Below are 17,493 nucleotides of genomic sequence, written 5' to 3'. Positions count from 1 at the left end.
ATCTAATAGAGGGAAAAGAGGACAACGTTTTATACCTCAACGCTCTCCTCTTTTTTTACTGCATATTCGATTGTCGCTCCGCCCAGACAGATATCACCGTCATAAAACACAACAGACTGACCTGGTGTAACGGCACGCTGCGGTTCATGGAACACTACCCGTGCGCCGCCTTCTGCCGATGGATAAACAGTTACTGCCTGATCCGGCTGCCGGTATCTGAATTTTGCCGTACAGTCAAATGGCTCCGTGTATGACTTATTAATCCAGTTCAGACCGGATGCTTCCAGCTCGTCGCTGTAAAGACCGTCGTGATGATAGCCCTGGCCGACAATGAGGTTATTGCTTTCAAGATCTTTACGAATAACAAACCATGGTTCGCCGGCCCCTCCGATGCCAAGTCCCTGGCGCTGGCCAAGCGTATAATACATGAGACCCTCGTGGGATCCTTTCACTTCTCCATCTACTGTAACCATGGAACCCGGCTGCGCCGGGAGAAAGGACTGAAGAAAATCCTTGAAATTTCTTTCTCCGATAAAGCAGATCCCCGTACTGTCTTTCTTTTTAGCGGTAGCCAACCCTTTTTCTTCAGCTATTTCACGGACTTTCTGCTTGCTCATGCCTCCAAGCGGAAACATTACCTGCTCAATCTGTGACTGACTCAGCTGATTTAAAAAATACGTCTGGTCTTTATTGTTGTCCACGCCGCGCTTCATCGTAACGTTCCCGTTTTTATCTGTTTCTACCTGCGCGTAGTGTCCGGTAGCCAGGTAATCAGCACCAAGCGACAGCGCATGCTGCAAAAACGCCTGGAACTTAATTTCTTTATTGCACATTACATCAGGATTCGGTGTTCTGCCCGCACGGTATTCATCTAAGAAATACGTAAAGACAAGGTCCCAGTATTTTTTTTCAAAATTGACTGCATAATATGGGATATCCAGCTGATTGCAGACCTTTACCACATCATCAAAATCCTCTGTAGCGGTGCAGAATCCACTATCGTCGGTATCATCCCAGTTTTTCATGAAAATGCCGATTACTTCATAGCCCTCATCTTTTAGAAGGGCGGCGGTAACCGAAGAATCGACGCCTCCGGACATGCCCACGACTACTCTTGTGTCTGCCCGGTCTTTTTGATTTACTGCCATTTTTTTCTCCCTTCCGCTTTTATAAGCGCTTTGTTATTTTCCCTATGACTGCGGCTGTTTTATCAATATCTTCCATTGTGTTGCCCGTTCCAAAGCTGAATCGTATCGAGGAATAGGCTTTCTTCTCCTGGATACATCGCTTCTATTACATGGGATGGCTGCATGGAGCCTGCTGTGCATGCCGAACCGCTGGAAGCGTAAATGCCCTCCATATCAAGCTGCACTAAAAAGGATTCCATCTGCACTCCCGGAAGATAAATATTCAATATATGCGGCTGGGACGCTTCTATGTCTCCATTAACGGCAAAAGAAACCGCTTCTTCTTCAAGACGGCTTACAAAGTGTTTTTTTAATAATAACAGGTCTGCAGCTGTTTGGTCACGAAACGAGGCTTTCTTTTCCGCAGCTTTGGCAAATCCTGCAGCGGCCGGCACGTTTTCCGTTCCAGCCCGTTTTTTTCGTTCCTGCTCCCCGCCTGAATGGATCGGCTCCAGCTGGATCCCGCGCCGGACATATAGAAACCCCGTCCCTTTAGGCCCATTAATTTTATGAGCCGAAACAGAAAGCATATCTACGCCCAGCGTTTCAACATCCAGGCTCGACAGCCCAAATGACTGTACTGCATCGGTATGCATCGCTGCCTGCGTTTCTTTTACTGCCGCTGCTATCTCTTTAACAGGCTGTAATACTCCCGTTTCATTATTGCTGTGCATAATGCTCACTAAAATAGTGTCTTCCCGAAAAGCCGCTTCCAATTGTTCAACAGATACGGAACCAGTTTGATCAACAGGGAGAAACGTAACATCAAACCCTTCCTCTTGAAGTTTTTCAAGGGGATGCAGCACCGCATGGTGTTCAACAGCGCTCGTAATAATATGCTTTCCCTTTTCTTTGTTTGCCCTGGCATATCCAGTAAGCGCCAGGTTGTTTGCTTCGGTTCCTCCGCTCGTAAAAATGATATTCGCAGCGTCAGCCTGGATGGTTTCTGCCAGTCTGCTTCTCGCATCATCCAGCTGCTTTCTTGCTTCTCTTCCCACCCGGTGAATGCTTGACGCATTCCCGTAGGAATCATACATACTTTTCGTGATTGTCTCAATTACTTCCGGAAGCATGGGCGTCGTCGCCGCATGATCCAAATAAATGGGTGAGGCCACTTTACGCCCCCTCCTCGCATAGTTTAAATGTAGAACATATAATCCTGCATGTCGCCTTCTTCTTTATAATTCGCTAAATACTCAAGGGTTGTGTTATCAAGAACATCTTTTACGGCGTCTCTTATTTTTATCCACAGGCCCGCTTTACCGGTTCTTCATCCTCGAGGACTTCCACAGGACTTATCGGACCTTCCAGTACTCGGATAATGTCGCCCGCTGTAATGTCAGCAGGCTCCTTTGTAAGCATATAGCCGCCGTAGGCTCCGCGCACACTCTTCACGAGCATCGCATTTCTAAGCGGGGCAATAAGCTGTTCTAAATAATGTTCGGAAAGCTCATGTTCGCGCGCTATGGATTTTAATGATGTTGGTCCTTCACCGTGTTTTTTTGCCAACGCCATCATTATAGTAAGGCCGTAGCGACCTTTTGTTGATATTTTCATGTCTGCCACCTCTTTCAATCAAATAATGCACAAGCTTCGACGTTTGAGGCATAGCAAAACCTACTACCTGCCCGATGCCGAGGCAAAAAAGAATGGTACCGACAAAAACAGGCCCGCCTAAAGCCCAGCCTGCGGCCAGCACTACTGTTTCCATCATAATTCTCACTCTCGAAATTTTCCACCCTGTTCGTTCATGAAGCGCAATCATCAGGCTGTCCCTGGGTCCTGCACCGACTTCCGGTGCAATGTACAGGCCTATTCCATAGCCGATAATGATAATTCCGGCCAAAAGCATCGCTATCTGAGCCACAAGGAGGGATGGTGTTCCGATAAGAAGTAGAAATATATCAATAAATACGCCAATTAAAAACATATTCACAATTCCGCCTGCCTGCGGTTTTTCTTTCTGGAGAATGGAGGTTACACCAATCACTACAATTCCGATGATGATACTCCACGTTCCCACCGTCAGGCCAAATTGATCCCGGAGTCCAATATGAAGAACATCCCATGGGGCACTTCCCAGATCCGCACGTATCATCAGCGCAATACCAAATGATACAATGACCAATCCGATCATAAAAATAAGCCACCGCATGAAAAGATGTTCGCGTTTTGTATACAGTTTTACCATCAAAGACCTTCTTTCAACCGATTCACACTGAAGTCTACGCTATTATAGCATGAAAGGACCCTTATTTGCATAAGAGTGCTCTATGTCCGTTTATTTACTTCTGTCTTCCGCCTCTCTATAATAAAGGCTGTATATATGATGCAGCGCAAGGCTCCTTTCAGGACTTGCTGCAAGATGGAGGATTTCATGAAAAACAAACAGCAGCCGCTGGCTTATCGAATGAGGCCGAGAACGATAGAAGAAATTGCAGGACAGCAGCACCTGCTCGAAGAAGGTAAACTGCTAAAACGTATGATAACCGCTAAAAGGCTGACTTCTCTAATACTATACGGGCCTCCCGGTACTGGAAAAACGTCTATTGCATCTGCAATTGCAGGCAGCACGGACACACCATTTAAGATGCTGAATGCCGTTGTTAATAATAAAAAAGATATGGAAATAGCCGTCGCCGAAGCAAAAATATCCAATCATTTGATCGTTATTATGGATGAAGTCCATCGTCTCGACAAAACCAAACAGGATTTTCTTCTTCCTCACCTGGAAAAGGGGCTGATCACGATGATCGGAGCGACCACAGCCAATCCATATCATTCTATTAACCCGGCTATCCGCAGCAGATGCCAGATTTTTGAACTGCACCGCCTGGACCACAACGACATTAAAGAGCTTTTATTTGCTGCAATGAACGATGAAGAAAGAGGGCTCGGTTCCTTTTCTGCTGAATTGTCTGATGAGGCAGCGGAACATCTTGCCTATGCCTGCGGCGGAGATGCCCGGGCCGCTTTAAATGCCCTTGAAATTGCGGTGCTTTCCAGCCCTGCTTCCGATCAGACTGTGACGATAACAAAAGAAACAGCAGAAGAGTGTATACAGCATAACCGCTTCCAGCATGACAAAGATGGAGACGCCCATTATGACGTGCTGTCTGCCTTTCAGAAATCCATTCGCGGAAGCGATCCGGATGCCGCTCTTCATTATCTAGCGAGGCTTATCGAAGCCGGAGATCTCATTAGTATCAGCAGAAGACTTATCGTCACAGCTTATGAAGACATCGGACTGGCTAACCCTCAGGCCGGTGTCCGAGCTGTAGCTGCGGTAGAAGCCGCAGAAAGACTGGGTTTTCCGGAAGCACGTATTCCTCTGGCAAATGTTGTCGTAGAGCTCTGCCTCTCTCCTAAATCCAACAGTGCTTATAAAGCGGTCGATAAAGCCCGGGAGTCGCTTTTAAAACACGGAACACCCGACATACCGAAGCATTTAAAGGACTCTCACTATAAAGGAGCCGCCAGTTTAAACAGAGGGTGGAATATAAATACCCGCATAATGAACCCGGGGGCTGGCTGGCTCAGCAGTATCTCCCTGATGCGGTGAAAAATGAAGTGTACTATGAAGCTAAAAACCATAATAAATTTGAAAATGCTTTAGCTGAAGGTCATAAAAAAATGACAAAACGCTGACGTTTCCAATAAATAACCCTATTAATTAGACTGAAAAAGCCGGAAGAAATGGCCCTTCCGGCTTTTGTATTGCCTTATTCTATTGGAAACGAGAGCTGAAACAACGTTCCCCTGTCCTCAGCGGAAAATACCTGGATTTTTCCATTCATTTCACTGACAATCTGGTAGCAGATCATCAGCCCAAGGCCTGTTCCTTCATCTTTTGTAGTGAAAAATGGCGTTCCTAGTTTTGACAGCGTTCGGGGATCCATTCCCTCTCCCGTATCTTCAATTTCCACACCGACACAACGTTGATTGTTTCATTGAAAAATTCGTAAGTCTTCATACTGACTCTGCCATTCTCTTTTACTGCTTCTATTGCATTTTGCAGCAAATTTAAATACAGCTGTTTTAATTTCTTTTCATTAGCTTTCATATCAGGAATTTCCTGGTAGGAAGTGTGGATCTCTATATTTTTCTCCCGCGCCTGGTCTTTATGAAGATACAAAATATCCTGCAGAATAGTATTCATATTGATCTGCACGGTCTTTTCATCATACTCGGGACTTGCGATCCCCAGCAGATCCCGGACAATCCCGTTCACCCGGTCGATTTCACTTAATATAATCTGGTAATGCTGAATATCTTCATTCCGCTGTTCAGATGATTCCTTAAACAGCTGAATAAATCCTTTTATCGTTGTAAGCGGGTTGCGGATTTCATGGGCAAATCCTGATGCAAGTTTCCCTACTGCCTGAAGCTTTTCACTGCGGAAAAGCTCTTTTTCAAGCACTCTGTTATCCGTGACGTTATTAAAAACCACTAAAATATCTTCTACTTGTTCAGCATTTTCAAGTCGGGGCAGAAGCGTTACGCTCGTAATAAAGTAATACGTTTTTCCATCAAAGGCGAACTCTATTTCCTTTGTTTGTTCTTCTTCGATGTCCATATTTATTTGATCAATAAAGACCTCGAAAAGCCCGCTTTGTTTTTTTAATTCTTCCAGAGAAGAAGCCAGCACCTTGTTTTTATTTAATTGAAACAGGGATACGGCCGCATGGTTAAAGGTCGTAACTGCACGGGTGCTTTTATTGATGGAAATCACACCATTATCGGTGGTTTCCAGAATCAGTGTCGATTTTTTATGGCTTTTTTCTCTTTCTTCCAGCCTTGCCGTCATCACGTTAAACGTCTGCGTCAGCTCGTCCACCTCTGAATAAGCAGCCCGCGGCAGCGGAAGTACTGATTTTCCAACGGCAAAATCACGTGTTGCCGTTACAAGAGATTCCAACGGTTTTACAATATACCTCGATAGAGCAACAGCCGCTAAAATCGTAATTAGCAGCACAGCACTGAATAATATAACATATGTAAATAGCAGCCTTCTTAATGGAGCATACAGAGCACTTTCAGGTACGGAAATTCCAACATACCATTGGTTATCAAAGCCTTCCATTTGCTCAATCGGCACGATGGTACTGACTGTTTCTGCTCCTCTGTTTGTAGTTAAAGAAGGAGAATTCCCCAGCTCTTCAAATTCATCCATGTTCAGCTCCGCATCCCGGACAAAATTACGATTTAGAATGTAACTGCTGTCTGGATGGGCAATATAATAGCCTTCTTCATTTAAAATAAACGCCTCTCCGTTCATTCCCAGCTGCTCCTGTTCATCGGTAAACCGGTTCATTCTGTCCCAGATGAATGTTTCCAGCGAGACCAGATCATAGGCTGGAGATATTACGCCAATATCATTGTCTTCATCGTCCCTTACTCCCGCTGACATCGCCAATATAGGTCGTTCAAGTACTTTGGACATAAATAAATCGGAAAGATAGAGTTCTCCATTTTTGGCTTCTTCATACCAATCCAAATCATTTACATCCCTGCCTACCGCATTGTCTTCTGTAGAATGGCAATCATCCCTTCATTGTTCGTGAATACTATGCCATGGTACATGTCCTGTGATTCGACAAAGCGGGTAAATTCAGCCTGCAGTTCTGCTTCCGTTGCCTGTGGATTTCGTATAACAGGGTTTGTCGCCAACTGCTCCAGATCAGATAGGCGCTCTTGTATCATTCCTTCCACGGAGACAGACAAATTGGCGGAAAAGGAAATTAACGTTTGTTCAATTCGATCTGATAAATCCGACTTTTGAGTTTCATACGAAACAAAGCCTATTACCAGCAGTGGGATACTCGTAATGGCTACAAAAAAACTAATAATTTTGACCGCAGTGTCCGCATATGTTTTCCCCACTATCTATTAAGTAATAAACAATCCATATAAAAAACTCCGAAGTAACAGCCTTCGGAGTAAGCATTTGTAGTAGTTAATAAGGAAGAGTCCCGTAGTGCCGTTAAACTAACTTTGTTTTGAAGCCTGCTCTCGCAGGTGGGTGCCCTGCTTCATCGTCCGTGCTTCCACTTCGCAGAGGCATGCACTTTCGATGAAAACGTCAGGCTCCCGATGTATAAGTGTTGGCTCAAAACGAACAGTGTTCTACGTACACCTCAGGACTCTTCAAATTGTGTTATTATCATAGCACGATGATTTCAAATGGTCAAGATACTTAACCAGTATATTAGAAAGAGAATTTGTTATGACTAAACTTCCGGGGCTCTTTATGTTACTCTTTATAAAAGACTTTTGACAAAGAAGGGAGCAGAACATATTGACCTATTCCTCCGTTCAGGAAAACGATACACAGCAGCCGCTGGCAGAGCAGGATACCGTATTCATTGAACAGAAAATCGAATGGCTTGAAAAAAAACGGGTAAAACATGTGTCTTCTCTCCATTTGTATGAAGACAGAATTGAAAGTGAGCATCATGTATATTACCTGGAGGACATCTTTGATCTTTCCTATCGTTGGTCTGAAGAACAGATTGGTTTTTTATATATTCATACGGTGTTTGGCATCCGTACTTTTCATATCCATTCATCACCGGAAGAATTTATCAGTGCGTTTCATACACTTGATCACCTTTAACCGCCTTAGAGATGTTTCCAGAAAATGCTTCATTATAAATAAAAGGTTGCGATTATCAATTAATGATAATCGCAACCTTTTTTAGTCGAGATAAAATTATTTTGTTTTTCTTCTTTTTTCGCAATGGCAAGCTTAAGATGCAGTTCCTTTAACTGCTGTTCGCTCACAGCTCCCGGTGCACCTGTTAACGGATCGCTTGCACTGGCTGTTTTTGGGAAGGCAATCGTATCGCGCAGGTTATCGCGGCCTGCAAGAATCATAACGAAACGATCCAGTCCCAGAGCAATTCCTCCGTGCGGAGGCGTACCGTACTCAAATGCATCAAGCAGGAAACCAAACTGTTCCTGGGCTTCTTCTTCACTGAAACCGAGTGCTTTAAACATACTCTGCTGCATATCTTTGTTGTAAATACGCTGGGAACCCCCGCCGATTTCATAACCGTTCAGGACGATATCGTATGCTTCCGCCCTTACGTCTTCCGGAGCGGATTCAAGCTTATGGGCATCTTCTTTAAGAGGACTGGTAAACGGATGGTGCATCGCCGTATAACGCTTTGCGTTGTCATCGTATTCTACAAGCGGAAATTCCGTTACCCAAAGGAAGTTGTATTTAGACTCATCGATCATATCGAAATCTTTTCCGAATTTCAGACGAAGCGCACCCATCGTGGCGTAAACAACTTCTTTTTTATCGGCGCCGAAGAAAAGCAGATCTCCCGGTTCTGCATCCATTGCCGATTTAATTTGCTCCGTTTCTTCTTCTGTAAAGAATTTCGCAATTGGACCGCGAGCATATCTTCTTCTACACGAAGCCATGCCAGACCCTTTGCACCGTAAATCGCTGCAAAATCGGCCAGCTCGTCGATTTCCTTACGGGACATTTTCGGAGCAGCCCTTTTACATTCAGGCCTTTGACAATGCCGCCGTTTTTAACCGCCTGGGCGAACACTTTAAAATCGCTGTTGCCTACAATATGGGAGAGCTCTGTAAGTTCCAGACCGAATCTCGTATCCGGCTTATCGGAACCATAACGGTTCATTGCGTCTTCATATGTCATTCTTGGAAAAGGTGTCTCAACGTCTTTTACCGAGAACTTCTTTTACGGTTTTTCTTCATCAGTTCTTCAATCATAGGAAGAAACTCTTCTGTTTCCAGAAACGAGGCTTCTATGTCCAGCTGGGTAATTCCGGCTGGCGGTCCGCTCTCAGGTCTTCATCTCTGAAACAGCGTACAATTTGATAATATCTTTCAAAGCCGGATACCATCAGAAGCTGTTTAAATAATTGCGGAGACTGCGGAAGGGCATAAACTCCCCTTTATGCACACGGCTTGGCACCAGGTAGTCCCGCGCGCCTTCCGGTGTGCTTTTTGTCAGCATCGGCGTTTCAATATCAATAAATTCATTATCGTTCATATAATCGCGGATGATCTTTGTTACTCGGTTGCGCAGCTTAATCGTTTCGCGCATTTCTTCTCTTCTCAGATCAAGATAGCGGTATTTCAGGCGTACATCTTCGAAATTTCCTGATTGCTGTCGATTTGAAAAGGAAGCGGCTTTGATGTATTCAAAATATCAATCTGCTCCACCCGGATTTCCACCGTACCGGTAGGAATCTTCTCGTTGTAAGTCTCCTCGTCTCTTTGCACGACTGTACCGTAGATTTCCAGCACATATTCGCTGCGCACACTGTCTGCTGTTTCCAATGCATCGGCGGAAATTTCCGGATTGGCTACAATCTGCACGATACCGCTGCGGTCGCGAAGGTCAATAAAAATAACCTGACCAAGGTCCTTTCTCGTCTGGGCCCAGCCTTTCAGGCGTACTTTTTCTCCAATAAGTGATTCAGTAATATCTCCTGCATAGTGCGTTCTTTTTCCCATATTATTCTCTCCCTATTTTATCAGTTAAATAGTCAGCCAGATCGGCAATGGCTGTTTTTTCCTGGCTGCCGTCGCTCATTTTTTTAATACTGACTTCTCCACTCTGCAGTTCATCGTCACCGATAACAACAGTATATGCCGCATTCATTCGATCTGCTGCTTTAAACTGCGCTTTTACTTTTTTCTGCATATAATCTTTCTCCACGCTAAGGCCTTTTTTGCGAAGTGACCAGAGAATAGATACTGCTTCAGTTTCCGCATTTTCCCCCATTGTTACAACGTAACAGTCCAGTCCTTTTTCGACAGGAAGGTCTACATTCTGGGCGGAAAGAGCCATCAGCAGTCTTTCAATACTAAGAGCAAAGCCGATGCCTGGTGCTTCAGGGCCTCCCAGCTCTTCCGTTAAGCCATTGTAACGACCGCCCCCCGTCAAGGTCGTAATGGCGCCAAACCCTTCGCCTTCAATCATGATCTCAAAAGCGGTGTTATTATAATAATCCAGCCCTCTGACCAGTCCCGGATCAATTTCGTATGAAATATCCATCTGGCTTAGAAAAGCCTGCACTTTTTCAAAATAACGGCGGCTGTCTTCATTCAGATAATCCAGGATAGATGGAGCAGTTGCCATTAGCGGATGGTCTTTGTCTTTTTTACAGTCGAGAATACGAAGTGGATTTTTTTCCAGACGCTGCTGGCAGTCACTGCAGAATTCACCGATGCTTGGCTTAAAGTGGCTGATGAGCGCCTGCTTGTGATTCTCACGGCTTTCCTTATCTCCCAGGCTGTTGATAACCAGCTTCAATCCTTTTAACCCAAGGGACGAGTACAGCTCCATCGCAAGTGCAATCACTTCTGCATCAATCGATGGATCATCACTTCCTATCGCTTCCACACCAAATTGGACAAACTGACGCATCCGTCCTGACTGCGGGCGCTCATAGCGGAACATTGGACCGATATAATAAAGTTTATCCGGCTGATCCGGCAGTCCAAAGCGTTTATTTTCTACATAAGAACGGGCAACCGAAGCTGTTCCTTCCGGGCGGAGTGTCAGGCTGCGTCCGCCTTTGTCTTCAAACGTATACATTTCTTTTGGACAATATCTGTTGTGTCCCCTACGCTCCGCTGGAATAATTCCGTCTGTTCAAAAATAGGAGTACGGATTTCCGAGTAATTAAACGCCCGGCATAGATCGTGCATTCTTTTTTCTACATACTGCCACTTCTCTGATATCCCGGAAGTATATCCTGGGTTCCTCTAGGTATTTGAACTGCCATTTCCCCACTCCTTTAAAAATAGTTGGTCTGTACTCTGTTACAGGTTTATAAAAAAACACAAAAAACCCGCCCCTCAAAAATATGAGGGACGGGATTTATTCCCGTGGTACCACCCTGGTTAGAGCTTTACAGCTCTCGCTTTACAGTTAACGCCTGTGTACGGCTGCTTTTACTTCTCTAGGTTTCAAAGCAGCACCTAAGGAGTGTCTTTCTGTAAAAAACGAGCAGAAATGCTTCCAGCACGGCATCTCTTCTCTGTCCTCGTTTATCTCTACATACTTTTCTCCATCATTGGTTTTCTATCGAACTCCATCATACGAATAATTACCTTTTGTGTCAATATAAAAATGGCTTTATTCCTTTGGTTCAGGGGATTCCAGCGTAAGGGTCACCGGGCCGCTGTTCGTCAGCGACACCTGCATATCCGCACCAAATCTCCCCTCTGCTACTGTGATGTTTTTACTGCGGAGTTCTCATTAAACAAATGATAAAGCGGTTCAGCATCCTCCGGCCGGGCCGCTTCTGTAAAGCTTGGCCGTCTGCCTTTTTGAGCATCCCCATACAATGTAAACTGCGAAATAGACAGCACCCCGCCCGAAATATCGAGCAAAGATTTATCAAATTTCCCTTGTTCATTTTCAAAATACGAAGGTTGACTATTTTTTCAGCCATCCATTCTACTTCCCTTTTCGTATCGCCATGGGTGAATCCTGCTAATACAACCAAACCTTCTGCTATAGAGCCGGACATCTCTCCATCGATGGTACAGGCTCCTTCTGATACACGCTGAATAACTTTCATCGCTCGAATATGCCCTTTCTTCAAACCGGTATTAATGCATAACGCGCTGCACCGTATAAATATCCGGCAGTTTTTTTATTTTTTCTACTACCTTCTGTAAATGACCGATATTGTGAATAGAAATGCTCATATCGATGAACGCCATTTTGTTTTTATCACTGCGGCCGCTGACAGCGTTAATATTTGTTTTTGCTTCTGTAACACAGTGAAGAACTTCATTTAAAGGCCGCGTCTGTCGTAGCCGATGATTTCTATATCTACATTGTAGTTCTTGTTCGTTTCAACAGAGCCTTCCCATTCTACTTCGAGCAGGCGTGGGCGTGCTTCGTCATTATCTACGTTTGCACAGTCCCTGCGGTGAATGGATACGCCTCGTCCTTTTGTAATAAAACCTACAATGTCGTCACCCGGTACAGGACTGCAGCACTTGGATAACCGGATGAGCAGGTTATCGACCCTTTAACACGAACTCCCCCATTTGTTTTCTTCACAGGATGATTCGTATTAATGGTTTTTACCGCTTCGGCTACCGACTGCTTTTCATCCTGTTCATTCTGGTGACGGATTTTATCTGTCAGTCTCGTTACGATCTGCTTTGGGCTGACTCCATTGTAGCCGACAGCCGCAAACATATCTTCTTCTCCGCTGAAGCTGAACTTATCAGCGGCTTCGCTTTTATTCTCTTCGGTCAGAACCTGTTTTGGATCATAATCCTGAGACTTTAATTCTTTTTCAACAAGCTCTTTGCCTTTTTGTACGTTTTCTTCTCTTCGTTCTTTTTTATAAAACTGCTTAATTTTGTTTTTAGCATGAGAGCTCTGGGTCAGCTTCAGCCAGTCCTGACTTGGGCCGTAAGAATGCTTGGATGTAAGCATCTCTACTATGTCGCCTGTATCAAGCTGGTAATCGAGCGGCACCATCTTACCATTTACTTTCGCTCCGATCGTCCGGTTTCCGATTTCCGTATGAATGCGGTAGGCAAAGTCAATGGGCACCGAGCCTCTCGGAAGCTCTATGACGTCCCCTTTCGGGCTGAATACAAACACCATATCCGAGAACAAATCCATTTTTAAGGATTCCATAAAGTCCTGAGCATCATCGGCATCATTCTGCCATTCAATAATTTCGCGGAACCATGTTAACTTGTCCTCAAACGTCTGCTTGCCGGATACGCTTTTGCCTTCTTTGTAAGCCCAGTGGGCCGCTACACCAAATTCTGCTACGCGGTGCATGTCCGTGGAACGGATCTGTACCTCAAGCGGCTCTCCTTTCGGACCAATAACAGTTGTATGAAGAGACTGGTACATATTTGCTTTTGGCATAGCAATATAGTCTTTAAACCGTCCCGGCATCGGCTTCCAGCATGTGTGAATAATACCAAGCACGGCGTAACAGTCCCGGATACTCTTCACAATAATCCGTACGGCGAGCAGATCATAGATTTCGTTAAACTGCTTTTTCTGTTTCACCATTTTCCGGTAAATGCTGTATATATGTTTGGGACGTCCATACATTTCTGCTTTAATGTTTAAATCATCAAGGTTGTGATTAATGTCCCCGATTACTTCTTCAATATACTGCTCGCGCTCCGCACGTTTCTGCTTCATAAGATTAACAATCCGGTATAGTACTGCTGCGGATCCAAGTAACGCAGAGCAGTGTCCTCAAGCTCCCACTTGATCTTTGAAATACCAAGACGGTGGGCAAGCGGTGCGAATATTTCCAGGGTTTCATTGGAAATCCGGCGCTGTTTATCAGGCGGCAGATGCTTTAACGTTCTCATATTGTGCAGACGGTCTGCCAGCTTAATCAGGATAACCCGAATATCCTTCGCCATCGCAACAACCATTTTCCGGTGGTTCTCCGCCTGCTGCTCTTCTTTTGATTTATATTTAATTTTTTTTAATTTGGTTACACCATCTACAAGCATCGCTACTTCTTCGTTAAATGCCTCTGAAATGTCTTCCACGGTTACTTCTGTATCTTCGACCACATCATGCAAAAAAGCACCCGCAACTGTATTGGGGTCCATTTCAAGGTCTACTAGTATTCCTGCTACTTGAATGGGTGGAGAATATATGGCTCTCCAGACTTTCTGTACTGATCTTTGTGAGCTTCTTCTGCATATTTATACGCCTTTTCTAAAAAAGAGACATGGTTTTCGGATAAATAATGTCGAGCTTTTTCCAACACTTCATCGATGGTCATGGAATCACCCTGCACACCTTTCTACATAACGTGTTTTTTCTATTTTCTATATTATCTGTAAGAATTGCTTTTCTGTAAAGTTTTTAGACTTATTCTAATTTAACTCAAAAAGTCTGGTCTTTTCTAAAAAAAGCTCTTCATGCAAATTTGGGTCTAATCTATTAAGTATAACTCTATCATGCCCTTGTTTGCACTACTTTATTCAATAAATAAAAAAAGCACTCCATTTATGGAGCACTTTTTATAAAATGTTTATTTTTACCCGTTAAAAAGTTACCAAGGAGAAAATATCGTATTCTCCCAGTTCAGCCAGCTTACCGCGGCCGTCCAGGTAATCCAGTTCAATCAGAAAAGCCAGGCCGGCAACTATTCCGCCAAGCTCTTCTACCAGCTTTACAGTCGCATGAATAGTGCCTCCTGTAGCAAGAAGGTCATCTGTAATCAGCACACGCTGACCCGGTTTTCGAGTCCAGGTGCATAGAAAGCTGGTCCTCTCCGTATTCCAGACCGTAATCCATATCTACTGTTTCCCGGGGGAGTTTTCCTTTTTTCCGCACAGGCGCAAAGCCGATTTCCATTGCGTAGGCGATCGGACAGCCTACTACAAATCCCCTTGCTTCCGGACCGACAATCACATCTATGTTTTTGTCTTTCGCGAATTCTTTCATTTCGTTAATTGCCTGCTTGTATGCCGGGCCGTTTTGCATCAAGGTTGTTATATCTTTAAAACGAATGCCTTCTTTCGGATAATCCTCAACAACTGTAATATATTTTTTATAATCCATGATTGACCTTCTCTCTTAATTCATTGTCTTGTTTCTCCAGAAGCAGCTCGCCAAGCAGCCGGTCTTTCAACTGTTTATACGTTGAAAAAAGCAGATCCTGCTCCATTTGCTTCAGCTGTTCCCGCCTTCTATACGCAGCCGATTCGGTTAACGGCTTCTTTTCGCTGGATCCTAGAAATTCCACCATGCTGCCGTCCAGTCTGATAAATCCAAGTTCTGTGAATACCTGCGCCATAAAATCAATATCTTCGCCCTTCCAGCCTTTCTGCTGAATTAACTTTTGTTTGAGCGTTTCCAGGTTAAACGACGGGTATTTATTCAAAAAGGAGTAAAACCATTTAAAATGCTCTCTTGTGCCGCCATGTTGAAAATAGGCTTCTTCTTCTGTGAAAAAACAGGCATACATATGCTCTGTCCGGCGGCAGAGGTGAAGCGCCTGGTTTAATTCATCAATAGAGGTTGGGATATCAATAAAAGCCGTATACTTCTCTTCAATCGGTTCGCCCAGCTCACGGGCCATATACAATGTGCAGCCATCCGGCAGGTCATCTTCTATCAACGCTCTGGTTTTGTCCTGAAAGACAACAGCCGCTGTGCCGGAAGGAAGAGCTTTAATCATCTGCTTTAGTCCTTTTTGCTGGCGCTTGTCGTGAATCTGGCACGTCGTAATCGCCATATCATGCATCATCAGCTGCGGTTTGCGGAAATTGTTCCATTCGTTAATGGTCAGCTGTCCTATGAAAGAAGCATTTGCTGTTACGGTCATCTGATCAGCTAAATGTCCTTTCTGGAAAGCAATCCCATCAAGCCGGTTTCCCTCCTGTTCAAGCGAAAGCTTTAAATGGGTTTTGTCGCTGCCGATTTTTTTGAAGGCCGTAATTTCGACATCTTCAAGCAGAAACACAGGCTTTGGGTTTGCCATACCAAACGGGGCGAGCGTACTTAAATCTTCCAGCGCGGCCACTGTAATATCAGAAAGCGGCACCTGCAGGTCAATGGAAGCTGCAGGCACATAGGCAGAAGGATCGAGTCTAGACGACGCCTGACGGCACAGCTCCGTACGCAGAGCTTCAATGTTCTCTACTTTCATGGAAAGACCTGCTGCCATTTCATGGCCTCCGAATTTTTCAAGAAGCGGACGCTGTTTGGATAGCTCTTCAAACATATTAAAGCCTTCAATACTCCGTGCCGATCCTTTGGCGGTTTCTGTTTCACCGTTAATGGACAGTACAAGGACCGGATGATGATATGTTTCAACAAGCCGGGAGGCGACAATACCTATAACACCTTCGTTCCAGCCCTCTCCCCCTGTGATGATCACTTCATTCTCATGATACCCTCTATCTTCTACCTGCTTGACGGCGGTTTCCGTCAGCTCTTTAACAATGTTTTTTCTGGATTGATTCAACATATCAATTCGTCCTGCCCATTCAGCCGCTTCTTCTTCATTTTCGGACAGAAGAAGATGAACTGCCGGATCAGCAGAATCCATTCGGCCGGCCGCATTTAAACGCGGACCCATTGTAAATCCGACATGGTCTTCCTGCATCGTATCTGCTTCTATGCCGCATACTTTCTTTAATGCTGAAATGCCTGGTCTTGTGGAAGAGGTAAGGGAACGAAGCCCCTTTTTCACCATGCTCCTGTTTTCGTCTACGAGCGGCACCAGGTCACTTATTGTACCAAGTGTTACCAGATCTAAATAATGCTCCCGGCAGTTCCCCTAAGAGAGCATGAGCTACTTTAAAAGCAACTCCGACCCCGGCCAGTTCTTTGAATGGATAAGAACAGCCCGGCTTTTTGGGATTTATAATAGCAAAAGCTTCCGGAAGCTCCGGAGGCGGCTCGTGGTGATCGGTAATAATAACGTCCATGCCAAGGGCATTGGCTGCGGCTACTTCCTCTTTTGCGCTGATACCGGTATCTACAGTAATCATTAAGGAAGCTCCATCCGCTGCAGCCTGCTCCACTGCCGGTATATTAGGGCCGTAGCCTTCTGTAAAACGGTTAGGAATATACCAGCCGAATACCGCTCCCGCTTCTTTGAGCAGAAGTACCATCAGCGTCGTGCTGGATACTCCATCGGCATCGTAATCACCAAAAATTAAAATCTTTTCTTTATTTTCTATTGCCTGCTTTATTCGTGAGACCGCCCGCTCCATCCCATCGAGTAAATATGGGTCATGCAGCCTGGCCATGCTCGTGTCCAGAAAAGAAGCGGCCTCTTCTACAGAGGAAAATCCTCTGGCAGATAATACTTTTGCTGCGAGAGGAGACAAGTTCATTTTTTTTGAAGTACTTTCCATTCCTCGTTTACAGAGGAAGTTGTTTTCCAATTCATTTTGGATTTTAACATTAAAACACCCCTCAACCCATTTATTATACTAAAGGGGTGGAAGGGTGACAATCTTATATTTTGGGCTTACGGTCCGTTTTTTCCGGTGCTCTGCTTCTCTTTTTTACGGCCAAATCCTTTGTTTCCTCTAGAGGTCCGAGCCTGAAGCGGGTGTACGATTTTTATATTTTTTTAATTCAGTACGAAGTCCGTAAATTTTGACAGCGTTAATCGACCCTGCGATAAAAGCTCCTATTAATACAGAGCCGAGGACGATGAGGATGAGCGCCATTCTGCCGTACCCGAATAAATATCACTTCTACACTATTAACATTAATAACAGCAAAAACTGCAATAATAATGGCTAAAACGAGGCTGATAATAAATACTGTTTGTGTTTTCAT

12 protein-coding genes, 1 other RNA gene, 9 pseudogenes and 1 other annotated feature are annotated in these 17,493 nt (G+C 44.6%); of the genes and pseudogenes, 2 read left to right on the top strand and 20 right to left on the bottom strand.

Going from position 1 to position 17,493, the window contains the following annotated elements:
• Positions 1-29 precede the first annotated feature (29 nt).
• The 4 genes and pseudogenes from mnmA to MMY81_RS20555 form a co-directional block, all read right to left on the bottom strand.
• Positions 30-1,148: a tRNA 2-thiouridine(34) synthase MnmA gene (gene mnmA, locus MMY81_RS20570; protein ID WP_252314324.1), complete on the bottom strand. Its 1,119-nt coding sequence runs from the start codon at positions 1,146-1,148 to the stop codon at positions 30-32.
• 19 nt (positions 1,149-1,167) lie between these two features.
• Positions 1,168-2,260 (bottom strand): annotated as a pseudogene (locus MMY81_RS20565) (cysteine desulfurase family protein).
• A gap of 65 nt (positions 2,261-2,325) precedes the next feature.
• Positions 2,326-2,744: pseudogene (gene cymR, locus MMY81_RS20560) on the bottom strand (cysteine metabolism transcriptional regulator CymR).
• Positions 2,677-3,378 (bottom strand): YczE/YyaS/YitT family protein, encoded by a 702-nt coding sequence (locus tag MMY81_RS20555; RefSeq protein WP_252314323.1) that lies wholly within the window; start codon positions 3,376-3,378, stop codon positions 2,677-2,679. The pseudogene cymR and the gene MMY81_RS20555 overlap by 68 nt, the downstream one beginning before the upstream one ends.
• 186 nt (positions 3,379-3,564) lie before the next feature.
• On the opposite strand from MMY81_RS20555, the pseudogene MMY81_RS20550 reads away from it, so the two are divergent.
• A pseudogene (locus MMY81_RS20550) lies at positions 3,565-4,835 on the top strand (replication-associated recombination protein A).
• A gap of 74 nt (positions 4,836-4,909) precedes the next feature.
• Here the strand turns inward: MMY81_RS20550 and MMY81_RS20545 are convergent.
• The 4 genes from MMY81_RS20545 to ssrS all read right to left on the bottom strand — a co-directional run bounded on the left by MMY81_RS20545 (position 4,910) and on the right by ssrS (position 7,334).
• Entirely contained in the window at positions 4,910-5,086 is a 177-nt protein-coding gene (locus tag MMY81_RS20545; protein WP_252314322.1) for an ATP-binding protein, read from the bottom strand.
• Positions 5,059-6,684, bottom strand: a complete 1,626-nt coding sequence (locus MMY81_RS20540; protein WP_252314321.1) for a histidine kinase dimerization/phospho-acceptor domain-containing protein — start codon at positions 6,682-6,684, stop codon at positions 5,059-5,061. Before MMY81_RS20540 ends, MMY81_RS20545 begins: the two co-directional genes overlap by 28 nt.
• A 17-nt stretch (positions 6,685-6,701) precedes the next feature.
• Positions 6,702-7,070 (bottom strand): hypothetical protein, encoded by a 369-nt coding sequence (locus MMY81_RS20535; RefSeq protein WP_252314320.1) that lies wholly within the window; start codon positions 7,068-7,070, stop codon positions 6,702-6,704.
• An 82-nt stretch (positions 7,071-7,152) separates the two neighbouring features.
• Positions 7,153-7,334: non-coding RNA, 6S RNA (gene ssrS / locus MMY81_RS20530), on the bottom strand.
• Positions 7,335-7,485: 151 nt separating this feature from the next.
• On the opposite strand from ssrS, the gene MMY81_RS20525 reads away from it, so the two are divergent.
• Positions 7,486-7,803 carry a hypothetical protein gene (locus MMY81_RS20525; protein ID WP_252314319.1) on the top strand — a complete coding sequence of 106 codons (318 nt, stop codon included), beginning with the start codon at positions 7,486-7,488 and terminating at the stop codon, positions 7,801-7,803.
• 59 nt (positions 7,804-7,862) lie between these two features.
• Here the strand turns inward: MMY81_RS20525 and MMY81_RS20520 are convergent, their stop codons facing one another.
• The 12 genes and pseudogenes from MMY81_RS20520 to MMY81_RS20470 all read right to left on the bottom strand — a co-directional run bounded on the left by MMY81_RS20520 (position 7,863) and on the right by MMY81_RS20470 (position 17,493).
• Positions 7,863-8,468, bottom strand: coding sequence for an amino acid--tRNA ligase-related protein (locus MMY81_RS20520; protein ID WP_374562479.1), 606 nt, complete (start codon positions 8,466-8,468; stop codon positions 7,863-7,865).
• 57 nt (positions 8,469-8,525) lie between these two features.
• A pseudogene (locus MMY81_RS20515) lies at positions 8,526-8,683 on the bottom strand (GAD domain-containing protein); the annotation flags it as partial.
• A 285-nt stretch (positions 8,684-8,968) separates the two neighbouring features.
• A pseudogene (locus MMY81_RS20510) lies at positions 8,969-9,270 on the bottom strand (amino acid--tRNA ligase-related protein).
• A 32-nt stretch (positions 9,271-9,302) separates the two neighbouring features.
• Positions 9,303-9,683 (bottom strand): OB-fold nucleic acid binding domain-containing protein, encoded by a 381-nt coding sequence (locus tag MMY81_RS20505; protein WP_252314318.1) that lies wholly within the window; start codon positions 9,681-9,683, stop codon positions 9,303-9,305.
• 1 nt (position 9,684) lies between these two features.
• Positions 9,685-10,960 (bottom strand): annotated as a pseudogene (gene hisS / locus MMY81_RS20500) (histidine--tRNA ligase).
• An 81-nt stretch (positions 10,961-11,041) separates the two neighbouring features.
• Positions 11,042-11,261 (bottom strand) — a binding site (T-box leader).
• Positions 11,262-11,313: 52 nt separating this feature from the next.
• Positions 11,314-11,761 (bottom strand): annotated as a pseudogene (gene dtd, locus MMY81_RS20495) (D-aminoacyl-tRNA deacylase).
• 31 nt (positions 11,762-11,792) lie between these two features.
• Positions 11,793-13,969 (bottom strand): annotated as a pseudogene (locus tag MMY81_RS20490) (RelA/SpoT family protein).
• A gap of 265 nt (positions 13,970-14,234) precedes the next feature.
• Positions 14,235-14,754: pseudogene (locus MMY81_RS20485) on the bottom strand (adenine phosphoribosyltransferase).
• Positions 14,744-16,393 (bottom strand): single-stranded-DNA-specific exonuclease C-terminal domain-containing protein, encoded by a 1,650-nt coding sequence (locus MMY81_RS20480; protein WP_252314317.1) that lies wholly within the window; start codon positions 16,391-16,393, stop codon positions 14,744-14,746. The pseudogene MMY81_RS20485 and the gene MMY81_RS20480 overlap by 11 nt, the downstream one beginning before the upstream one ends.
• A 31-nt stretch (positions 16,394-16,424) precedes the next feature.
• Positions 16,425-17,060, bottom strand: a complete 636-nt coding sequence (locus MMY81_RS20475) for a single-stranded-DNA-specific exonuclease RecJ (RefSeq protein ID WP_252314316.1) — start codon at positions 17,058-17,060, stop codon at positions 16,425-16,427.
• A 177-nt stretch (positions 17,061-17,237) separates the two neighbouring features.
• A complete protein-coding gene (locus MMY81_RS35580) occupies positions 17,238-17,381 on the bottom strand; it encodes a LapA family protein (protein WP_374562453.1) in 144 nt (47 codons plus the stop codon).
• Positions 17,317-17,493, bottom strand: coding sequence for a LapA family protein (locus tag MMY81_RS20470; RefSeq protein ID WP_252314315.1), 177 nt, complete (start codon positions 17,491-17,493; stop codon positions 17,317-17,319). The genes MMY81_RS35580 and MMY81_RS20470 overlap by 65 nt, the downstream gene beginning before the upstream one ends.

Source organism: Sinobaca sp. H24 (assembly GCF_023845525.1).
This window is presented reverse-complemented; position numbering and strand designations above follow the sequence as displayed.